Source organism: Kineosporiaceae bacterium SCSIO 59966, assembly GCA_020881835.1.
Lineage (GTDB): Bacteria > Actinomycetota > Actinomycetes > Actinomycetales > SCSIO-59966 > SCSIO-59966.
In genome coordinates this window covers 457,876-474,871 of record CP052876.1, presented here as the reverse complement: position 1 = coordinate 474,871, position 16,996 = coordinate 457,876, and the positions used below count along the sequence as shown (strand labels likewise).

General features: G+C 72.8%; 16 protein-coding genes and 1 tRNA gene. 2 read left to right on the top strand and 15 right to left on the bottom strand.

Annotated elements, in window-relative coordinates; translation table 11 throughout:
- Nucleotides 1-13 precede the first annotated feature (13 nt).
- From rpoB to HJG43_02310, 11 genes are all read right to left on the bottom strand, one after another.
- Nucleotides 14-3,496 (bottom strand): DNA-directed RNA polymerase subunit beta, encoded by a 3,483-nt coding sequence (gene rpoB / locus HJG43_02360; GenBank protein UER53586.1) that lies wholly within the window; start codon nt 3,494-3,496, stop codon nt 14-16.
- A gap of 372 nt (nt 3,497-3,868) precedes the next feature.
- On the bottom strand, nt 3,869-4,264 hold the full coding sequence (gene rplL, locus HJG43_02355; protein UER53585.1) for a 50S ribosomal protein L7/L12: 396 nt from the start codon (nt 4,262-4,264) through the stop codon (nt 3,869-3,871).
- A gap of 30 nt (nt 4,265-4,294) precedes the next feature.
- Entirely contained in the window at nt 4,295-4,882 is a 588-nt protein-coding gene (rplJ, locus tag HJG43_02350) for a 50S ribosomal protein L10 (GenBank protein ID UER53584.1), read from the bottom strand.
- A 257-nt stretch (nt 4,883-5,139) separates the two neighbouring features.
- Nucleotides 5,140-5,580 carry a response regulator gene (locus HJG43_02345; protein UER53583.1) on the bottom strand — a complete coding sequence of 147 codons (441 nt, stop codon included), beginning with the start codon at nt 5,578-5,580 and terminating at the stop codon, nt 5,140-5,142.
- Complete coding sequence (locus HJG43_02340) at nt 5,577-7,229, bottom strand: HAMP domain-containing protein (protein ID UER53582.1); 1,653 nt, start codon at nt 7,227-7,229, stop codon at nt 5,577-5,579. Before HJG43_02340 ends, HJG43_02345 begins: the two co-directional genes overlap by 4 nt.
- On the bottom strand, nt 7,226-8,464 hold the full coding sequence (locus HJG43_02335) for a SpoIIE family protein phosphatase (GenBank protein UER53581.1): 1,239 nt from the start codon (nt 8,462-8,464) through the stop codon (nt 7,226-7,228). Before HJG43_02335 ends, HJG43_02340 begins: the two co-directional genes overlap by 4 nt.
- Nucleotides 8,465-8,580: 116 nt before the next feature.
- On the bottom strand, nt 8,581-9,297 hold the full coding sequence (gene rplA, locus HJG43_02330; protein ID UER53580.1) for a 50S ribosomal protein L1: 717 nt from the start codon (nt 9,295-9,297) through the stop codon (nt 8,581-8,583).
- Between the two features lie 70 nt (nt 9,298-9,367).
- Nucleotides 9,368-9,799: a 50S ribosomal protein L11 gene (rplK, locus tag HJG43_02325; GenBank protein ID UER53579.1), complete on the bottom strand. Its 432-nt coding sequence runs from the start codon at nt 9,797-9,799 to the stop codon at nt 9,368-9,370.
- Nucleotides 9,800-9,836: 37 nt separating this feature from the next.
- The gene (gene nusG / locus HJG43_02320) at nt 9,837-10,622 is read right to left on the bottom strand and encodes a transcription termination/antitermination protein NusG (GenBank protein ID UER53578.1); all 786 of its coding nucleotides are present in this window, start codon (nt 10,620-10,622) and stop codon (nt 9,837-9,839) included.
- Nucleotides 10,623-10,726: 104 nt separating this feature from the next.
- Nucleotides 10,727-11,005 carry a preprotein translocase subunit SecE gene (secE, locus tag HJG43_02315; GenBank protein ID UER53577.1) on the bottom strand — a complete coding sequence of 93 codons (279 nt, stop codon included), beginning with the start codon at nt 11,003-11,005 and terminating at the stop codon, nt 10,727-10,729.
- Between the two features lie 82 nt (nt 11,006-11,087).
- Nucleotides 11,088-11,160: transfer RNA gene (locus HJG43_02310), tRNA-Trp, on the bottom strand.
- Nucleotides 11,161-11,342: 182 nt separating this feature from the next.
- Here HJG43_02310 and HJG43_02305 point away from each other — a divergent pair.
- On the top strand, nt 11,343-12,569 hold the full coding sequence (locus tag HJG43_02305; protein ID UER53576.1) for a pyridoxal phosphate-dependent aminotransferase: 1,227 nt from the start codon (nt 11,343-11,345) through the stop codon (nt 12,567-12,569).
- A gap of 36 nt (nt 12,570-12,605) precedes the next feature.
- Complete coding sequence (locus HJG43_02300) at nt 12,606-13,625, top strand: adenosine deaminase (GenBank protein UER55635.1); 1,020 nt, start codon at nt 12,606-12,608, stop codon at nt 13,623-13,625.
- Nucleotides 13,626-13,848: 223 nt separating this feature from the next.
- Here the strand turns inward: HJG43_02300 and HJG43_02295 are convergent, their stop codons facing one another.
- The 4 genes from HJG43_02295 to HJG43_02280 are packed head-to-tail and all read right to left on the bottom strand — an operon-like array spanning nt 13,849 to nt 16,981.
- Nucleotides 13,849-14,883 (bottom strand): UDP-N-acetylmuramate dehydrogenase, encoded by a 1,035-nt coding sequence (locus HJG43_02295; GenBank protein ID UER53575.1) that lies wholly within the window; start codon nt 14,881-14,883, stop codon nt 13,849-13,851.
- 12 nt (nt 14,884-14,895) lie between these two features.
- The gene (locus HJG43_02290) at nt 14,896-16,113 is read right to left on the bottom strand and encodes an MFS transporter (protein ID UER55634.1); all 1,218 of its coding nucleotides are present in this window, start codon (nt 16,111-16,113) and stop codon (nt 14,896-14,898) included.
- On the bottom strand, nt 16,110-16,577 hold the full coding sequence (locus tag HJG43_02285; protein ID UER53574.1) for a MaoC family dehydratase: 468 nt from the start codon (nt 16,575-16,577) through the stop codon (nt 16,110-16,112). Before HJG43_02285 ends, HJG43_02290 begins: the two co-directional genes overlap by 4 nt.
- Nucleotides 16,532-16,981 carry a MaoC family dehydratase gene (locus tag HJG43_02280; GenBank protein UER53573.1) on the bottom strand — a complete coding sequence of 150 codons (450 nt, stop codon included), beginning with the start codon at nt 16,979-16,981 and terminating at the stop codon, nt 16,532-16,534. Before HJG43_02280 ends, HJG43_02285 begins: the two co-directional genes overlap by 46 nt.
- Nucleotides 16,982-16,996 lie beyond the last annotated feature (15 nt).

Sequence of the window (16,996 nt, the reverse complement as noted above, 5' to 3'; positions counted from 1 at the left end):
CGGTCCCGGTCCGTCAGACCTCTTCGACGCTGCTCGGCTCGCGCCGGGACAGGTCGATGCCGAGCTCCTCGGCAGCGCGGAAGACGTCGTCGTCGGTCTCCCGCATCTCGATCGACATGCCGTCGCTGGACAGCACCTCGACGTTGAGGCACAGCGACTGCATCTCCTTGATCAGCACCTTGAACGACTCCGGGATGCCGGGCTCGGGGATGTTCTCGCCCTTGACGATCGCCTCGTAGACCTTGACCCGGCCCAGGACGTCGTCGGACTTGATGGTCAGCAGCTCCTGCAGGGCGTAGGCGGCGCCGTACGCCTCCAGCGCCCAGACCTCCATCTCGCCGAACCGCTGTCCGCCGAACTGCGCCTTACCACCGAGCGGCTGCTGGGTGATCATCGAGTACGGGCCGGTCGAGCGGGCGTGGATCTTGTCGTCGACGAGGTGGTGGAGCTTGAGGATGTACATGTAGCCGACCGACACCGGCTCCGGGAACGGCTCCCCGCTGCGGCCGTCGAACAGCCGTGCCTTGCCGTCGGCGTCCACGAGGACGTCGCCGTCGGCGTTCGGCAGCGTCGAGGACAGCAGACCGGTGACCTCCTGCTCGGAGACGCCGTCGAAGACCGGCGAGGCGATCGGGGTGCCCGCGGCCGCCTGGCGGGACTGCTCGGTCAGCCGGGCAGCCCACTGCGGGTCACCCTCGACCTTCCAGCCCTGCTTGGCGACCCACCCGAGGTGCAGCTCGAGCACCTGACCGATGTTCATCCGGCCCGGCACGCCGAGCGGGTTGAGCACGATGTCGACCGGGGTGCCGTCCTCGAGGAACGGCATGTCCTCGATCGGCAGGATCTTGGAGATCACGCCCTTGTTGCCGTGCCGGCCGGCGAGCTTGTCGCCGTCCGTGATCTTGCGCTTCTGGGCGATGTAGACCCGCACGAGCTGGTTGACCCCCGGGGGCAGCTCGTCGCCCTCGTCGCGGTCGAAGACCTTGACGCCGATGACGGTGCCCGTCTCGCCGTGCGGCACCTTCAGCGAGGTGTCCCGCACCTCGCGGGCCTTCTCCCCGAAGATGGCGCGCAGCAGGCGCTCCTCCGGAGTCAGTTCGGTCTCGCCCTTCGGCGTGACCTTGCCGACGAGGATGTCACCGGGCACCACCTCGGCGCCGATCCGGATGATGCCGCGCTCGTCGAGGTCCGCCAGCACCTCCTCGGAGACGTTGGGGATGTCCCGGGTGATCTCCTCCGGACCGAGCTTGGTGTCCCGGGCGTCGACCTCGTGCTCGTCGATGTGGATCGACGAGAGGGTGTCGTCCTGGACCAGCCGCTGGGACAGGATGATCGCGTCCTCGAAGTTGTAGCCCTCCCACGACATGAACGCGACGAGCAGGTTCTTCCCGAGCGCCAGCTCGCCGTTGTCGGTGGACGGACCGTCGGCCAGCACGTCGCCGGCCTCGACCCGGTCGCCCTCGTCGACGAGGACCCGCTGGTTGTACGAGGTGCCCTGGTTCGAGCGGCGGAACTTGGCCAGCCGGTAGGTCTGGGCCCGCCCGTCGTCACCGGTGACGGTCACCGCCTCGGCGGAGACCTCGGTGACGACCCCGGCGGCCTCGGCGACGACGACGTCACCGGCGTCGACCGCCGCGGGCCGCTCCATACCGGTGCCGACCAGCGGCGCCTCGGCCCGCAGCAGCGGGACGGCCTGGCGCTGCATGTTCGAGCCCATCAGCGCGCGGTTCGCGTCGTCGTGCTCGAGGAACGGGATCATCGCGGTGGCGACGGAGACCATCTGCCGCGCCGAGACGTCCATGAAGTCGACGTCGGAGCGGGGCACGAACTCGACCTCGCCACCCTTGGCGCGCACCAGCACCCGCTCCTCGGAGAACGTGTTGTCGTCGTCCAGCGGCGCGTTCGCCTGGGCGATGACGTACTCGTCCTCCTCGTCCGCGGTGAGGTAGACGATCTCGTCGGTGACCCGGCCGTTGTCGACCTTGCGGTACGGGGTCTCGACGAACCCGAACGGGTTGATCCGGGCGTAGCTCGACAGCGAGCCGATGAGGCCGATGTTCGGCCCCTCGGGGGTCTCGATCGGGCACATCCGGCCGTAGTGCGACGGGTGGACGTCGCGGACCTCGAAGCCGGCGCGGTCGCGGGACAGGCCGCCGGGGCCGAGCGCGGACAGCCGGCGCTTGTGCGTCAGGCCCGCGATCGGGTTGGTCTGGTCCATGAACTGGGAGAGCTGGCTGGTGCCGAAGAACTCCTTGATGGAGGCGACGACCGGCCGGATGTTGATCAGGGTCTGCGGCGTGATCGCCTCGACGTCCTGGGTGGTCATCCGCTCCCGGACGACGCGCTCCATCCGGGACAGGCCGGTGCGGACCTGGTTCTGGATGAGCTCGCCGACCGTGCGCAGGCGCCGGTTGCCGAAGTGGTCGATGTCGTCGACCTCGACCCGGAGGTCGACGTCCTGGCCGTCCCGGCGGCCGGGCATGGAGGTGCCGCCGGCGTGCAGGGTGACGAGGAACCGGATCGTCGCGATGATGTCGTCCATCGACAGCACCGTGTCGCTCAGCGGCGCCTCGAGACCGAGCTTGCGGTTGATCTTGTACCGGCCGACCTTGGCCAGGTCGTAGCGCTTGGCGTTGAAGTAGAGGTTCTCCAGCAGCGTCTGCGCGGCCTCGCGGGTCGGGGGCTCGCCCGGCCGGAGCTTGCGGTAGATGTCGAGCAGGGCCTCGTCGCTGTCGGCGACGTGGTCCTTCTCCAGGGTGGTGCGGATGGACTCGAACTCGCCGAACTCCTCGAGGATCCGGGACTCCGACCAGCCGAGCGCCTTGAGCAGGACGGTGACGGACTGCTTGCGCTTGCGGTCGATACGCACGCCGACCGTGTCGCGCTTGTCGACCTCGAACTCCAGCCAGGCACCCCGCGACGGGATGACCTTGGCGGTGAAGACGTCCTTGTCACTCGTCTTGTCCGGCGTCCGCTCGAAGTACACGCCCGGGGAGCGGACGAGCTGGGAGACGACGACCCGCTCGGTCCCGTTGATCACGAAGGTGCCACGGGAGGTCATGAGCGGGAAGTCACCCATGAACACCGTCTGGCTCTTGATCTCACCGGTGTTCGCGTTCATGAACTCGGCGGTGACGAACAGCGGCGCGGCGTAGGTCATGTCCCGCTCCTTGCACTCCTCCAGGGAGTACTTGGGCGGCTCGAAGCGGTGATCGCGGAACGAGAGCTGCATGGAGCCGGAGAAGTCCTCGATCGGCGAGATCTCCTCGAAGATCTCCTCCAGGCCGGAGGTGGTGGGCACACCACCACGGCCGTTCTCGAGGGCCTCGGCCACCCGGGCCTGCCAGCGCTCGTTGCCGAGCAGCCAGTCGAAGCTCTCGGTCTGCAGGGCGAGGAGGTCGGGGACCTCCAGGGGTTCACGGATCTTGGCGAAGGAGATGCGGCGGGGAGCTGCAGAGGTGGTACCAGGGTCAGACGCGGTGCGCGAGGCAGCCAAGAGGGGTCCTTCCACGGGCCTGCGGGCGGGTCGGGCGCGCCGTGAGCACACCGAGGAGTCCGTGACCGGCAGGTGCCTGGTCGCGGTTCGGGGGCACAGGGCAGCGCAAAGCGACAGCGTACCCGTCCCGGGCGCTCGTGTCCACCACGGTCCCCGGGAGCCGGCTGCTCGCCGTCACCGGGCGAGCGCACCGACCGAGCCGCGCAGGGACCGCAGCCGCGGCACGAGGATGACCGCACCGGAGGCTCCCGTCAAGGACGCGGGCCACCAGCGCGTCGGCCGGAGCGACGCGCGGGCGGGGCGGACCGGTGGTCCACCCCGCCCGCGCGGCAGGTGTCACGCCGTGTCACGCCGTGGCGCGACACCGGCAGGTCACTTGACGGTGACCGTGGCCCCGGCGCCCTCGAGGGCGGCCTTGGCCTTGTCGGCGGTCTCCTTGTTGACGCCCTCCAGGAGCGGCTTCGGGGCGCCGTCGACGAGGTCCTTGGCCTCCTTGAGGCCCAGGCTCGTCAGGGCGCGGACCTCCTTGATGACCTGGATCTTCTTGTCGCCGGCGGCCTCGAGGACGACGTCGAACTCGTCCTTCTCCTCGACGGCCTCGGCGCCGCCGTCGCCGCCCGCGGCCGGGGCACCGGCAGCGGCCACGGCGACCGGGGCGGCCGCGGTGACGTCGAAGGTGTCCTCGAACTTCTTCACGAACTCCGAGAGCTCGATCAGCGTCATCTCCTTGAACGCGTCGAGCAGCTCGTCGGTGCTGAGCTTCGCCATGGTGGCGTGTCCTTCCTCGTTGCGGGGCGGTCAGCCCTCGGTGGTCTCGGCGCCGGCCTGCTCGGCCTGCTCCGGTGCGGCCTCCGGCTGACCGGCCGGAGTCTCGGTCTCTCGCTTGACCCGCAGGGCGTCGACGGCGCGGGCGGCCTGCGACAGCGGGGCGGCGAAGAGGTAGGCGGCGTTGGTGAGCGACGCCTTCATGGCGCCGGCCAGCTTCGCCAGCAGGACCTCGCGGGACTCGAGGTCCGCCAGGCTCGTGATCGCGGCGGCGTCGAGGGTGCGGCCCTCGAGGTAACCGGCCTTGATCACCAGCTGGGGGTTCGCCCGGGCGAAGTCACGCAGGCCCTTGGCGGCCTCCACCGGGTCCCCGGTGACGAACGCGATCGCAGTGGGACCGGAGAGCTGGCCGTCGAACGCGTCGACGCCGGCCTCCTTCGCCGCGATCGCGGTCAGCGTGTTCTTCACCACGGTGTAGGTGGCGTGCTCTCCGAGCGCGCGACGCAGCTCCTTGAGCTGAGCCACGGTGAGCCCGCGGTACTCGGTGAGCACACCCGCGGTGGAGCTGCGGAAGCGCTCGCTGAGCTCAGCGACCGCAGCTGCCTTGTCAGGCCTCGCCATGGCCCTCCTTCCGGGTGGGTGCCGGTCTCCCAGGTCCCGAGCGCGCTGGGACAGCGTGCTCGGACACGGAAAAGGCCCCGCGCAGGCTGCACGGGGCCGCACCGACCGGGGTCGGGTCGTCTCGTCACACCTGCGCTGGCCGTCCCCGTGGGGACCCTTCGACCACCCTGGCGGGTGGTGACCGGCGGTCTTCGGCGTCCGTGAGGATACGCACCTGCCCGGCCCGCGACCAAATCGCCGGCCGGCCGGACGAGGTGTCAGTGGCTCGGTAGCCGGACGACGGTGACGAAGAACTCGTCGATCTGCCGGACGACCTCGATGAACCTGCTGAAGTCGACCGGCTTGGTCACGTAGGCGTTGGCGTGCAGGGAGTAGCTGCGCAGCACGTCCTCCTCGGCCTCCGATGTGGTGAGGACGACCACCGGGATCCGCCGCAGCTCGGGGTCCTCCTTGAGCGCGGCGAGGACCTCCCGGCCGTCCATCCGCGGCAGGTTGAGGTCGAGCAGCACGAGGTCGGGGGTGGGCGCGTCGGCGTACTGGCCCTCCTTGCGGAGGAACTCCATCGCCATGACCCCGTCGTTGACGACGTACAGGTTGTTCGCGACCTTGTTGTCCTCGAACGCCTCGCGGGTCATCAGCACGTCACCGGGATCGTCCTCGACGAGCAGGACGTCGATCGGGCGGGTCTCGGGGGTCATTCGGTGCCCTTCGCGGCGGGGAGCGGGTCGACGCTGGTGTCGTCGCTGGTCTGGTGCGACTCGGGCACATCCTGCCCGAGGGCGGCCGGGTCCTGCCCGTCGGCGGCCGGGCCGGCACCGGGTACCGGCAGCGTGAACCGGACGGACGTCCCGGACCCGGTGCGCTGGGTGTCGATGCTGATGGTGCCGCCGTGGTGCTCGACGATCTTGCGGGCGAGGGCCAGACCGATCCCGGTGCCGGCGTAGACGTCCTTGGGGTGCAGCCGCTGGAAGAGCACGAACACCCGTTCGGCGTACTGCGGCTCGATCCCGATCCCGTTGTCGCTGACCTCGATCACCCACTCGTCGCCGTCCCGGCGGGCACCGACGTGGACGCGCGGCGGCTCGTCCCCGTGGAACTTCAGGGCGTTGCCGACGAGGTTGGCCAGCACCTGACCGAGCAGGCCCTGCTCGCCGCGGACGGTGGGCAGCGGGTCGGAGGTGACGGTGGCGCCGGTCTCGTCGATCCGCTCCCCCAGGTCGCGCAGGACCCGCCCGAGGACGGCGTCGAGGTCGACGTCGGTCTGCGGTCCGGTGATCCGGCCGACCCGGGAGAACTGCAGCAGGTCGTTGATGAGCTGCTGCATCCGCTTGGCGCCGTCGACGGCGAACTCGATGTACTGGTCGGCGCGCTCGTCGAGCTCGCCGCCGTACCGGCGCTGGAGCATCTGGGTGAAGCTGGCGACCTTGCGCAGCGGCTCCTGCAGGTCGTGCGAGGCGACGTAGGCGAACTGCTCGAGCTCACGGTTGGACCGCTCGAGGTCCTCGGTGCGCGCCTCGAGCTCGCCCTTGGCGGCCTCCAGCTCGCGGGAGGCCGCGCGGGCGGCGGCGATCTGGCCGACGAGCTCCCGTCGCATGCCCTCGACGTCGTGGCTCAGGGCGACGACCTCCGGCGGCCCCTCGACGTCCACCGGGTGCTCGAGGTCGCCGCCCGCGACGGCGCGGGTGCGCGCGGCGAGCTCCTCCAGCGGGCCGGTGACCCAGCGCCGCAGCAACCAGCCGAGGACGGCGAACGCCAGCAGGCCGACGACGGCGACCGCGACGACCGTGGCCAGGAGCAGGGAGCTGCGCTGCTCGAGCACCACCAGAGCGGCCTGCCGCCGCTCGCCGAGGGTGTCGACGTAGGCACCGTAGGTGCGCTGCAGCTCGGCGAACAGGCGCTCTCCCTCCTCGGCCTGCGCGTCGGTGACCGACCCGGCCCCCTGGACGTCGACCTGCTCGACGACGGGCTGGGCCCAGCCGTTCCACCACGCCGCGGCGGCCGCAGTCGCCTGCTCGAGCGCGGCGAGGGACTCCGGGTCCTCGGCCAGCAGGTCCTGCAGCCGGTCGGCGTCGCCGCCGCCCAGCACCGACTGGGCGTCCCGCGCCGGCTCGAGGGCCTGGGGGTCGCCGGTCAGCGCGTAGCCGCGGACCGCCGTCTCGATCTGCACCAGGGCCACGTACAGGTCGTTGGCGGAGGTGACCGCCTCGTAGTAGTGGTTGACGACCTCGCGCTGGTGGGTGCGCACGCTGGCGAACGCGGACAGTGCGACCGCGACGAGCACGAGCACGACGGCGGCGGTGACGGCCAGGGTGGCCAGCAGCCGGCGGTGCAGGCGCCAGTGGCTCATCCGTCGTCCCCGGTCGTCGCGGGGTAGCCGACGACGACGACCGCGACGTCGTCGGACAGCGGGCCGCCGTTGAGGTCGACGACCTGGCGCAGCAGGTCGTCGAGCAGGGCGGAGACGTCGTCGAGGTGCTCGCTGGCCTGGACCAGCTCGAGCAGGCCCTCCTTGCCGAGACGGCGAGCGCCGTCCCCGACGCGCCCCTCGAACAGCCCGTCGGTGAACGCCATCACCCGCCAGCTCTCCGGCAGGTCGACGTGCGCGGGTGCCCAGCTCGCGCCGGGGAGCAGGCCGAGGGCGGGGCCGCGGCCGTCGGAGGGCAGCAGCTCGGCCTGCGGGTGCAGGGCGTACGGCACGTGGTGGCCGGCCAGCCAGATCTCCAGCCGGCGCCGGTCCGGGGACACGACGAGCATGCACACGGTGGTGAACGTCTCGGCCGTCCGCCGCTCGGCGACCAGGACGTCCTGGAGGATCGGCAGCAACCGCTCGGCCGGGGTGCCGGCGAGCACCAGCGTGCGCCAGGCGATCCGCAGGGACACCCCGAGGGCGGCCTCGTCCGGGCCGTGCCCGGCGACGTCGCCGACGACGACCCAGACCCGGCCGTCGTCGGTCTCGACGACGTCGTAGAAGTCGCCGCCCAGCAGGCTGTCCCGACCCGGACGGTAGCGGTTGGTGATGGCAAGGTCGTCGCTGCGCAGGTACGGCTGGGGCAGCAGCCCGCGCTCCATCCGGGCGTTCTCGGCTGCCTGGATGCGCGAGGCGTACAGCTGCCGGGACTGCTCCTCGGCCCGGCGGCGCTCGACGGCGTAGCGCAGGGCGCGGTGCAGCAGGTTCGCGTCGACCTCGTCCTTGACGAGGTAGTCCTGCGCTCCGGCGGCGACCGCGGCGACGCCGCGGTGCGCGTCGTCCAGACCGGTCAGGCAGACGACGGCCGCGTCGCCGGCGGCCGCCAGGACGCTGCGCAGGGCGTCGATCCCCTCGCCGTCCGGCAGGCCGAGGTCGAGCAGGACCACCGCGGTCCGCTGCCGCAGGGCCTCGGTCGCCTCGGCGACCGAGCGGGCCCGGACCACCTCCCAGGCCGGGCCGGTCTCGGCGAGCAGCTCGGTGACGAGGAAGGCGTCGCCGTCGTCGTCCTCGACGAGCAGCAGCCGGGCGGGCGCGGGGGCAGCCGCCGTCGGAGGCCGCCGGGCGGCCGTGGTCTCGTACACCGTGCTCCCGAGCGTGTGAGGTGGTGTCGGCATCCTAGGCAGGCAGGCGGTCGACGGCGCGGACCGTCACCGGGACGGCGCAGCGGGGTACGCCGAGACCGCCCGCGGGTGCGGGCGGTCTCGGCACGACGGGGGACCCGAGGACGCCGTCAGGCGTCGACGGTCTCCTCGGTGAGGTTGCGGGTCCGGTTCGGGTCGACCGGGATGCCGGGGCCCATCGTCGTGGCGATGGTGGCCTTCTGGATGTAGCGGCCCTTGGCGGCCGACGGCTTGAGCCGCAGCACCTCGTCGAGCGCGGCGCTGTAGTTCTCCACGAGCTGCTCGGGGGTGAAGGACGCCTTGCCGATGATGAAGTGCAGGTTCGCGTGCTTGTCGACCCGGAACTCGATCTTGCCGCCCTTGATGTCGGTGACGGCCTTGGCGACGTCCATCGTGACCGTGCCGGTCTTGGGGTTCGGCATCAGCCCGCGGGGACCGAGCACCTTGCCGAGGCGCCCGACCTTGCCCATGAGGTCGGGGGTGGCGACGACGGCGTCGAAGTCGAGGAACCCGCCGGCGACCTTCTCGATGAGCTCGTCGGAACCGACGATGTCGGCTCCGGCGGCCTCGGCCTGCGCAGCACGGTCACCGGTCGCGAAGACCAGGACCCGGGCGGTCTTGCCGGTGCCGTGGGGCAGGTTGACGGTGCCGCGGACCATCTGGTCGGCCTTGCGCGGGTCGACCCCGAGGCGGAAGGCCACCTCGACGGTCGGGTCGAACTTCGTGGTCGAGGTCTGCTTGGCCAGCTTGACGGCCTCGAGGGGGGTGTACAGCCGGCTGCGGTCGATGGACTCCGCGGCGGCGCGGTAGGACTTGCTGCGCTTCATGTCTGCTCCTGGTCTCAGGTCAGTCGTGGTCGCTCGGGCCAGCGCTGGCCCTGCCACTGGGGTGGGGAGGTCAGCCCTCGACGGTGACGCCCATCGAACGGGCCGTGCCGGCGATGATCTTCATGGCGGCCTCGACGTCGTTGGCGTTGAGGTCCGCCATCTTCTGCTCGGCGATCTCGCGCACCTGGTCCCGGGTCAGCGTGGCGACCTTGGTGGTGTGCGGGGTGCCGGAGCCCTTGTCGACGCCGGCCTTCTTCTTGATCAGCTCGGCCGCGGGCGGCGTCTTCGTGACGAAGGTGAAGGACCGGTCCTCGTAGACCGTGATCTCCACCGGGATGACGTTGCCCCGCTGCGACTCGGTCGCGGCGTTGTAGGCCTTGCAGAACTCCATGATGTTGACGCCGTGCTGGCCCAGCGCAGGGCCGATCGGCGGCGCCGGGGTGGCGGCGCCGGCGTTGATCTGGAGCTTGATCAGGCCGGCGACCTTCTTCTTGGGAGGCATTGCTTCGGGTCCTTACCTCGTACGGAACTCGTCGCGGCTAGAGCTTGGCGACCTGGTTGAAGGAGAGCTCGACCGGGGTCTCCCGGCCGAAGATCGAGACCAGCACCTTGAGCTTCTGGGCGTCGGGGTTGATCTCGGAGATGGTGGCGGGGAGGGTCTCGAACGGACCCTCCATGACGGTGACCGACTCGCCGACCTCGAAGTCGACGAGGGTCGTCTCGCTGGTGCGCGCGGCGGCCGAACCGCCCTTGGCGGTCTCCTTGGGCTGCAGCGTCGGGGCGAGCATCGAGAACACCTCGTCCAGGCTGAGCGGCACCGGCTGGTGGGTGTGCCCGACGAAGCCGGTCACCCCGGGGGTGTGCCGCACGGCACCCCACGACTCGTCGGTGAGGTCCATCCGGACCAGCACGTAGCCGGGGATCCGCACCCGGCGCACCTGCTTGCGCACGCCGTTCTTGATCTCGGTGACCTCCTCCATGGGCACCTCGACCTGGAAGATGTAGTCCTCCATGTTGAGGCTGGAGATGCGGTTCTCGAGGTTCGCCTTCACCCGGTTCTCGTAGCCGGCGTAGGAGTGCACGACGTACCAGTCGCCGGGAGCGCGCCGCAGCTGGGCGCGGAACTCCTCGACCTCGTCGATCTCGTCCGGCTCCTGCCCGTCGTCCGGCTCCTGCCCGTCGTCCGGCTCCTGCCCGTCGTCCGGGGTCACCGGGGCGTCGGACGGCACGTCCTCGGCCTGGACGCTGTCCTCGGCCTGCACGCTGTCCTCGCCCTCCACGACGTCGGGCAGGACGACGTCGTCCGCGGTCGGGTCCTGGGACACGGTGGCGCTCGCTTTCTCCGGCTGGTGACTGGTGCGGTCGGCCCCGGGACGGGCCGGCTGCTGTGCTCGTTGGTGCGCGGGCCCGCAGGCCTCGGTGCCGCTGGTCAGGCCCCGTCCCCGAAGGCCCAGAAGACCAGCTGCCCGAACACGACGTCGAGGCCCGAGACGTAGACCATGACGGCGGCGACGAAGACCAGCACCGCGGCCGTGTAGGTCAGCAGCTCGTTACGGGTCGGGCGGACGACCTTCTTCAGCTCGGCGACCACCTGACGCAGGAACACCATGAGCCGAGCGAAGGGGCCTCCCCCGCTCGCACGGCGGTCCGCTCCTCGCGGTGGCCGGGGCGCGTCTGCGCCGGGTCCACCCGCGCGGGTCTCGGTCATGGTCCTCGCTGTCGTCGCTGTCGTCGTCCGGGTCTGGTCGTGCTCCGGTGGGTCCGGTGGAGGTGGGGGACCTCCCGCACCGCAGGGCAGGAGGGACTCGAACCCACAACCGCCGGTTTTGGAGACCGGTGCGCTGCCAATTGCGCCACTGCCCTACGACGGTGCCGGGCCGCTCCGCCGCACCGGCCCCGGGGTCGATCCAGGGCAGGCAACAGCATCGCGGTCGTCAACCGCCGGGCAGGAGTGTACGCGGTTCGGGCGCTGCGGGTCGAACCGCCGGCTCCCGGCAGGCGGACCGTGGCTGCGACGGCCGGCGGGGCTCTGGGAGGATCGCCCGGTGAGCGAGCAGCAGAACGGCCCCACGACCCGCCGGGTGTCGGCCCGGGTAGGCGCCATCGCCGAGTCCGCGACGCTGGCCGTCGACGCCCGGGCCAAGGCGCTCAAGGCAGCCGGCCGGCCGGTCATCGGCTTCGGCGCGGGAGAGCCGGACTTTCCCACCCCCGACTACGTCGTCCAGGCCGCGGCCGCCGCGTGCGCGGACCCGGTCAACCACCGCTACACCCCCGCCGGCGGGCTCCCGGAGCTCAAGGCGGCCATCGTCGCCAAGACCGAGCGGGACTCCGGCTACGCGGTGGCACCGGAGCAGGTCCTCGTGACGAACGGCGGCAAGCAGGCCGTCTACGAGGCGTTCGCCACGCTGCTCGACCCCGGCGACGAGGTGCTGCTACCGGCCCCGTACTGGACGACGTACCCGGAGGCGATCCGGCTGGCCGGCGGCGTCCCGGTGGAGGTGCTGGCCGGGACCGAGGCCGGTTACCTCGTCGACGTCGAGGCCCTCGAGGCGGCCCGCACGCCGAGCACGAAGGTGCTGCTGTTCTGCTCGCCGTCCAACCCCACCGGGGCGGTGTACCCCCCGGAGCAGGTGCAGGCGATCGGCGAGTGGGCGGCCCGCCACGGGCTCTGGGTGGTCACCGACGAGATCTACGAGCACCTGCTGTACGACGGCGCCCAGGCTCCGTCGATGCCGGTGCTCGTACCCGAGCTCGCCGACCGCACCCTCGTGCTCAACGGGGTGGCCAAGACCTACGCGATGACCGGGTGGCGGGTCGGCTGGCTGATCGGCCCGCGGGACGTCGTCCGGGCGGCGACGAACCTGCAGTCCCACCTCACCTCGAACGTCGCGAACGTGTCCCAGCGTGCCGCGGTGGCGGCGCTCGAGGGGCCGCTGGACGCCGTCGCCGCGATGCGCGAGGCGTTCGACCGGCGGCGGCGGACCATCGTCTCGATGCTGTCCGAGGCCCCGGGCGTCGTCTGCCCGACCCCGCAGGGCGCCTTCTACGTCTACCCCGACGTCCGCGGCGTCCTGGGGAGGACCATCCGCGGCCGGACGCCCACGACGTCGGCCGAGCTGGCCGAGCTCGTCCTCGAGGAGGTCGAGGTGGCGGTCGTGCCGGGCGAGGCGTTCGGTCCCAGCGGGTGGCTGCGCCTGTCGTACGCGCTCGGCGACGAGGACCTGGCCGAGGGCGTCGGCCGACTCGTCGGCCTGCTGCGCGAAGCCACCTGACCCGTGGCGCTCGGGACCGGGCAGCGGCACCGCGACCTGGCCGCCCTGCCGAAGGCCCACCTGCACCTGCACTTCACCGGCTCGATGCGGCCGCAGACCCTCCAGGACCTCGCCGACAAGCACGGCGTCCGGCTGCCGGCGGCCCTGCGGGAGCACCGCGACGTCCGCCTCTCCCCGGACGAGCGCGGCTGGTTCCGGTTCCAGCGGCTCTACGACGCGGCGCGGGCGGTGGTCCGGGACGCCGACGACATGCGCCGGATCGTCCTGGAGGCCGCCCAGGACGACGCCACCGAGGGCTCCGGCTGGCTCGAGCTGCAGATCGACCCCACCTCCTACGCCCCGTTCGTCGGGGGCATCACCCCGGCGCTGGAGATCGTCCGGGACGCCGCCCGGGAGGCGACCGCGGTGACCGGCACCAGGGTCGCCGTCGTCATCGCGGCGAGCCGGGTGCGCCATCCCCTCGACGCCCGGACCCTGGCCCGGCTGGCCGCCCGGCACGCCGGTGACGGGCCCGCGGACGTCGTCGGGTTCGGCCTCAGCAACGACGAGCGGCGCGGCTGGACCGCGGACTTCGCCCCCGCGTTCGCGATCGCCCGCCGCGCGGGACTGGCCCGTGTGCCGCACAGCGGGGAGCTGCTCGGCGCCGACCACGTCGCGGTCACCCTCGACACCCTCGCCCCGGACCGGCTGGGGCACGGCGTCCGCTCGGTCGAGGACCCGGCGGTGCTGCGACGGGTCGTCGACGCCGGCATCGCCCTCGAGGTGTGCCCGAGCAGCAACGTCGCCCTCGGCGTCTACCCCGACGCCGCGAGCGTGCCGCTGGCGCGCCTGCTGGACGCCGGGGCGCGGGTGGCGCTCGGCGCGGACGACCCGCTGCTGTTCGGCCACCGGCTGGTGGACCAGTACCGGGCCGCCCGCGAGGTGCACGGCCTCGACGACGCGGCGCTGGCCGGGCTGGCGCGCGCGTCGGTCGAGGCCAGCAGGGCCCCGGACGACGTCCGCGCCTCGTTGCTGCGTGGGATCGAGGCGTGGCTCGCCGGCACGAACCCCTCCTGATCACCTCCCCCTGTTCGTGATCATGCAATCCCGCCACCCCAGGCCTGCACCGCTCGCCCGCAGGATGCTGGGTTGTTGGCGCGACACGCCGCAAGAAGCCCGAGAAGCACAGCATTTTGTAGCGGCGGGAGGGTGGCGGGATTGCATGATCACGGGGGGAGGGTGGCGGGATTGCATGATCACGGGGGGAGGGTGGCGGGATTGCATGATCACGGGGAGGGGGTTAGAGGGAGCAGCCGACGAGGACGGGCTCGGTGACGAGCTCGACGCCGAAGCGGGCCCGGACGCCATCGCGGACCTCCCGGGCCAGGGCGAGCAGGTCCGCCGCCCGTGCACCGCCCCGGTTGGTCAGGGCCAGGGCGTGCTTGGTGGACAGCGACGCCGGCCCGGGCAGGCCGTGACCGCGACCGAACCCGGCGTGCTCGATCAGCCAGGCGGCGCTCGTCTTGACCCGCCCGTCCCCTACCGGAAAGCGGGGGGCCGCGGCCGGCAGCCGCGCGGCGTCCGCGGCGTCCAGGACGGGGTTCGTGAAGAACGACCCGGCGCTGCACGTGTCAGGGTCGGCCGGGTCGAGCAGCATCCCCTTGCCGGCGCGCAGCCCGAGCACTGCGGCCCGGACGTCGGCGAGCGGCGCCCGCTGCCCCACCTCGACCCCCAGCGTGCGGGCCAGCTCCGCGTACCGGACCGGAGCCGACAGGTCACCCAGCGGCAGCTGGAACGTCACCTCGAGGACGACCCAGCGGTCCGGCTCAGCCTTGAACCGCGACCAGCGGTAGCCGAACCCGCAGTCGGCAGCGGCGAGTGTCCGGACCCGCCGCTCGACGCGGTCCCACGTGCGCACGGTGGCGACGGTGCCAGCGACCTCCTGGCCGTAGGCGCCGACGTTCTGCACCGGGGTCGCCCCGGTGGACCCGGGGATCCCCGACAGCGCCTCCACCCCCGACCAGCCCTCGGCGACCGCCCGGGCGACGACGTCGTCCCAGGAGTGCCCGGCGGCCACCCGCACGGTCGCGCCGGAGCAGGCGTCGGCCGACAGCACCTCCAGGCCCACGCTGCGGACGAGGACCGCGGTGCCGGCGAAGCCGGTGTCGTCGACGAGCAGGTTGGACCCGCCGGCCACGAGCAGCACCGGCTCCCCCGCGTCGTCCGCGTCCCGCACCGCCGCGACGAGCTGGTCGGCGTCGCGGGCCTCGACGCAGCAGCGGGCAGGCCCCCCGACGCGCAGGGTCGTCAGCTCGGACAGCGGAGGGCAGCTCACGAGCACGGCAGGCTAGTCGCCGGCGGACGACGGACCCGGCTGCACCGGCGTCCCGGCCGGGGTCGACGGTGCGGCGGGCCGGGCGGCCGGGACGGCGGCGGCGGCCGGGACGAGCAGGACGGCGACGACGAGCAGCGCGGGCAGCACCCCGAAGCGGTCACCGAGCAGGCCGAGCAGCGGCGGGCCGGCGAGGAACGCGACGTACCCGATGGTGGCGACGACCGACACCCGGACGGCGGCGCGGGCCTCGTCGTCCGCGGCGGCGCTCATCCCGACGGGAAACCCGAGCGAGGCACCGAGCCCCCACAGCAGGATGCCCAGGACGGCGGTGACGAGCGACCCGCCGAGGACGAGGACGAGGACGCCGGCGGCCGCCACCCCCGTCGTCGCGTAGAGCACCGGCACCCGGCCCCAGCGGTCCAGGGCAGCCGGCCCGGCCACCCGTCCCACGGTCATCGCGGTGACGAACAGCGCGAACCCGAGCGCGCCGACGGCCGGGGAGACCCCGTACCCGTCGACGAGGGCGACCGCGAGCCAGTCGTTCGCGGTGCCCTCGGTGAACGCCATGGCCAGGACGAGCACGCCGATCAGCAGGGTGCGGGGCTCCCGCCAGGCGGCCAGCGCCCGCGCCCGGGGTGGGCCGCCGGGCTCGGCGCGGACGACGGGCAGGAAGGTGCGGACGGCGAGCAGCGCGCCGGTGAGGACGACGACGGCGAGCGTGCCGAGGTGCGCCGCGACCGGCAGCCCGACGGCGGAGGCACCGGCCCCGGCGGCGGCCCCCGCGACGGTCCCGATGCTGAACCCGGCGTGGAAGCGGGGCATGACGGTGCGCCGCAGGCGTCGTTCGACCGCGGCGCCCTCGAGGTTCATCGCGACGTCCCAGGCCCCCGAGCCGAAGCCGAGCAGGAAGAGCCCACCGCCGGTGAGGGCCACCTCGCCGAGGACGCCGGCGCCGACACCGGTCAGTGCCAGCCCGGTCGCGGCCACCGCGGCACCGACGGCCACCGTGCGGGCGGCACCGAGCCGGGCGGTCACCGCCCCGACGGCGGGCAGGGCGAGCACGGCACCGGCGGACAGCGCGAGCAGCAGCAGGCCCAGGCGGCCGGGGGTGAGGTCGAGCGCGGTGCGGATCTCCGGCACGCGGGAGACCCAGGTCGCGAACGCCAGGCCGTTGAGGGCGAAGACGGCGAGCACGGCGGTCCGGGCGCGCCGGGCGTCGTCGGTGCTCAGCGCCGCTCCAGGGCGTCGCGCCGGACGACGGCGCGGGCCCGGGACAGGACGGGCCGGCCCTCGCAGGTCACGGTGAGGTCGACGCGGACGGTACCCGCCTCCTCGTCGACCGCCCCGACGGTGCCGACCACCTCGACGACGGCCGCGCCGGGGTCGGGCACGACCACGGGCCGGGTGAACCGGACGCCGTAGTCGAGGACCGCGCCGGGGTCACCGCACCAGTCGACGACGAGCCGGACCGCGGTCGCCATCGTCAGCATCCCGTGGGCGATGACACCGGGCAGGCCCACCTCGCGGGCCACCCGCTCGTTCCAGTGGATCGGGTTGAGGTCGCCGCTGGCGCCGGCGTACCGGACGAGGTCCGCGCGCTCCAGCGGGTAGCTGGCCCGGCCGATCTCGGTGCCGACCTGCAGGCCGCTCACGACTGCTGCCCCCGGACGACGAGCACGGACACCGCGGTGCACACCGGCTCACCGTCCTCGGTGGCGATCTCGTTGCGGGTGGTGACCATGGCGTGGCCACCGGCCTCCCGGACGGCGTCGACGTGCAGGGTGGCGACGAGCCGGTCCCCGGCAGTGATCGGCCGGTGGTGGGTGAAGTGCTGCTCGCCGTGCACGACGCGGGAGAAGTCGATGCCGGCGGCGGGGTCCCGTACGAGACGGGCGTCGCTGCGCTGGGCGACGACGACGGCGAACGTGGGCGGGGCGATGACGTCGCGGTACCCGAGGGCCCGGGCGGCGTCCGGGTCGGTGTGGGCCGGGTGGGCGGCGCCCACGGCCTCGGCGAAGGCCCGCAGCGCCTCGCGACCCACCTCGTAGACCTCCTCGGGTGGGTACTGACGCCCGACGAACGAGGTGTCGACGCCCATCGCTCCTCCTGCGGC